The organism is uncultured Campylobacter sp. (genome assembly GCF_937997535.1).
Taxonomy (GTDB): domain Bacteria; phylum Campylobacterota; class Campylobacteria; order Campylobacterales; family Campylobacteraceae; genus Campylobacter_B.
The window spans coordinates 1-3,621 of sequence record NZ_CALKTT010000070.1 but is presented as its reverse complement, the minus strand read 5'-3'; the positions used below and the strand labels follow the sequence as shown (position 1 = coordinate 3,621).

Annotated in this window: 5 protein-coding genes; all 5 read left to right on the top strand. The window is 50.3% G+C overall.

Features of this window, described 5'->3' with window-relative positions:
- Positions 1–878, top strand: an 878-nt coding sequence (locus Q0117_RS06690) for a M24 family metallopeptidase (RefSeq protein WP_297923980.1), incomplete at its 5' end; no start/stop codon positions are given.
- 5 nt (positions 879–883) lie between these two features.
- A complete protein-coding gene (folK, locus tag Q0117_RS06685; RefSeq protein ID WP_297923978.1) occupies positions 884–1,420 on the top strand; it encodes a 2-amino-4-hydroxy-6-hydroxymethyldihydropteridine diphosphokinase in 537 nt (178 codons plus the stop codon).
- Positions 1,402–2,157, top strand: coding sequence for a P-loop NTPase (locus Q0117_RS06680; protein ID WP_297923976.1), 756 nt, complete (start codon positions 1,402–1,404; stop codon positions 2,155–2,157). The genes folK and Q0117_RS06680 overlap by 19 nt, the downstream gene beginning before the upstream one ends.
- 115 nt (positions 2,158–2,272) lie before the next feature.
- Complete coding sequence (locus tag Q0117_RS06675) at positions 2,273–2,878, top strand: TIGR00730 family Rossman fold protein (RefSeq protein ID WP_297923974.1); 606 nt, start codon at positions 2,273–2,275, stop codon at positions 2,876–2,878.
- Positions 2,875–3,621, top strand: a 747-nt coding sequence (mnmA, locus tag Q0117_RS06670) for a tRNA 2-thiouridine(34) synthase MnmA (RefSeq protein WP_297923972.1), incomplete at its 3' end; no start/stop codon positions are given. The genes Q0117_RS06675 and mnmA, both read left to right, overlap by 4 nt.

Here is a 3,621-nt window from a genome sequence, read left to right as displayed (position 1 = left end):
AAGTGATCGAGGTCGAGCGAAATTTGATAAAAGACGCGCGGCTGTTTTTGCGAAAAGCGGGCGTTGCTGAGCTTAGCTACAACCCGTACGATTTTGCCGCGGGCGAGTGGGAGGCGCTAAGCAAAGGGCTTGGGATAAGATTTAAGGCGCGGGCGAATTTTTCGCAAATTTCGCGCATAATAAAATCAGAGGATGAGATAAAAATTTTAAAGCAAGCGGCGCAGCTAGGCGCGGAAAGATTTGACGAATTTGCCGCGTTCGTGCGCGCCGAGGGCGAAGGCATGAGCGAAGAGGAGCTGTTTTTTAACGCTGAGCTCATCTTTAAGAAAAAGGGCGAGCTCGCGCTTAGCTTTTCGCCTATCGTCGCGATCAACGAAAACGCCGCTAAAGCGCACGCTCTGCCGAGCAAAAAGCGGCTACGTCGGGGCGATTTGCTCCTGCTTGACGCGGGGGTTAAATTTAACCGCTACTGCTCTGACAGGACGCGCACGGCGTGCTTTGACGAAAATTTTAACTTCGGCAAGGAGCAAAATTTTAAAAACGCCAAGCGGCAAGAAATTTACGAAATCGTAAAAGAGGCTCAGGCCCTTGCGATCGCGGCGGTTATGCCCGGCAAAAAGGCGCGCGAGATTGACGCGGCGGCTAGGGATTTTATCGCCGCTCAGGGTTACGGCGAAGCGTTTTTTCACAGCACCGGACACGGCGTCGGAGTCGATATTCACGAGCTTCCCTTTATCTCAAAGCGCGAAGATACCGTACTAAAAGAGGGGATGGTCTTTAGCGTGGAGCCTGGGATTTACTTGCCCGGCGAGTTTGGCGTGCGCATTGAGGACGTCGTGGTCGTGCGCGAAAACGGGGCTGAAATTTTAAGCGAGTAGACCCGATGAATGTGCGGCTTGAGAAAAACGGATTTTACGAGTGCGCGGACGCGCTGTGCGTCGTAAAAAGCGCCGTTTTTCCGATGAGGCGCTGCGAACGCGAAAATTTTAAAAATTTATACCTGCTCGGGCTCGGCGGGAATTTAGGAGATGTCAGGCGACGCTTCGAGCGATTTTACCGCATTTTACAAAGCGACGCGCGCTTTTTCGTAGCGCAAAATTCCTTGATTTTAAAAAACAGACCGTTTGGTTTTTTAGATCAGCCCGATTTTTTAAACGCCGTAATGCTCGTGCAAAGCTCTCTGCCGCCGCTTACATTACTCAAAATCATGCAGCGCGCAGAGCTACGATTTGGACGCAAAAGAAGCTTCAAAAACGCGCCGCGCACGCTGGACGTGGATATTTTATATGCAAGCGCGAAGGTGCGTGCCTGCGAGCGGCTGATGCTGCCGCATCCGGGTGTTTGCGAGCGCATAAGCGTGATTTTGCCACTTGGAGAGATGAAATTTAAAAGAGGACTGATATGCAAACTAAAATCGTAAATTTTTTAAGCGCCAAGGGCGGAGTCGGCAAGAGCGTGATTGCAGCAAATTTCGCCGAAATTCTAAGCGAGCAGGGCTACCGCACGGCGATCATAGAAGCGCCGAATTTAAACAATCAAGAGATCATCTTAAACGCTTTGCAAAGAAAGAGGATTTCGCTACCAAGCGCCGTCGCAGTAAAAATTTCGCAAAATTTAACTCTCGTCTCGCCTGTGGACGGCGCGGGCGAAAACTCCGCTAAATTTATAAGCGAGCTGAAAGAAGCGGGAATTTTCGATTTTATTTTGATCGACGCGGGACTTGAAAATTTAAAAAGCTTTGCCCAGATTGCGGATCACAACATCGTGCTGTGCGCAAACGAGCCCTGCGCGATCAGTAATACCTACGCACTTTTAAAGACGCTCGGGGCGAGCAAAAAAGAGATTTTGTTTTTGCTAAATTTCACCGCGAGCGAGGAGGACGCCGTGATGATCTACGAAAATTTAAAGGCGGTCGCGCAGAAAAACATAAGCGAGCTAAATTTCAAGCTACTGGGCTTCGTGCCGTTTTGCAAAGACGTCGCAGAGTGTGCGCACAATCGCGTACTTTTCAACTCACACCGCCCGTTTTCGCCCGCTACCATCGCGCTTAGACAGAGCGTCTCGCGATTTTTAAGCAAGCAGGGCTGCGAGCCGATCGATATGAGCGCTTACCGCGGCGTCGGCGGATTTTTACGAAAGCTTAGCAACCTAGTATGATTTACGATAAGATTTTAAATCACGTAAATTCTACTATTTTAAACGGAATTTTAAAAATTTAATGCTATTCTTAAAGCTAAAATTTTAAATAATATACACAAAAGATAGATTAATCATGCAGTTGAAAGAAATTTTAAAAGACATCAAAATCGCCCGCGACAATCTCAAAAACGTGGGCAAAAGCGCCACGATCTTCGGCTCGGCGCGCTTTAGCGAGGACAACCGCTACGTAAAAGACGCGCAAAAGCTCTGCGAAGGGCTCGCCGATTTAGGATACTCGATCATCACCGGAGGCGGTGGCGGCATTATGCAAGGCGCCAACCGAGGCGCATTTGCGAGAGCAAGAACGCACAGCGTGGGCTTTAACATCATGCTGCCGTTTGAGCAAAAAAGCAACGGCTTTTTGACGCAGGGGGCGAAATTTTCGGCATTTGCACCGCGCAAAGGCGCTCTCATCGAAAACAGCGAAATTTTCGTCATCTTTCCTGGCGGCTTTGGGACGCTGGATGAGTTTTTTGAAATTTTAGTGCTGGTGCAGACGGGCTTTAAACGCGCACGGATCTATCTTTACGACGAGGAATTTTACGCGCCGCTAATGGAGTTTTTCCGCACTTCGCTGCTAAAATCTGGCGCGATAAACGAAAGCGATCTGCAAAATTTCAAGCTCTGCGACAGCGTGGATGAAATTTTGGCGGATGTGCGACGCAAGGAGAACGAATGAAAATTTTAGTCGCGATGAGCGGCGGCGTGGATAGCTCGATGTGCGCGAAGCTGCTGCAGGACGCGGGGCACGAGGTACAGGGCTGCTATATGAAGCTGCACGCAAAGCCCGGCTATCATGAGGCAAACATCGCCAAAGTCCGCAAGGTGGGCGAGTTTTTGGGTATAAAAATCCACATTTTGGATCTGCAGGATGATTTTAATCGCGATGTTTACGAGCCCTTCGTGCAGGCTTATATAGGCGGTCTTACGCCGAATCCCTGCGCGCTGTGTAATCGCCGCATAAAGCTCGGCAAGCTCTTGGAATTTGCGCGCGAGCAGGGCTTTGAGCGCCTAGCTACCGGGCATTACGTCCGTATCGAGGATGGGCTTTTAAAAGCCGCCGCAGATCTTAGCAAAGATCAGAGCTATTTTTTAGCAAACATCGATCCCGCCGCGCTTGAGTTTATGCTCTTTCCGCTTGGAGGGATGTATAAAAAGGACGTCAAAGAGGCTGCGCGCGCCTATACGGAGCTTTCGCAGATCGCTTCTGCGAGCGAAAGCAGCGAGATCTGCTTTGTGGACACCACCTACATCGACGTTTTAAACCGTCATACGGGTACCAAAATGCCAGGCATCGTGCGCGATCGCGCGGGCAACGCCATCGGCACTCACGAGGGCTATATGCACTACACGATCGGCAAGCGCCGCGGTTTTACGGTGCACGGCGCGCATGAGCCGCACTTCGTGCTAAGCATCGACCCG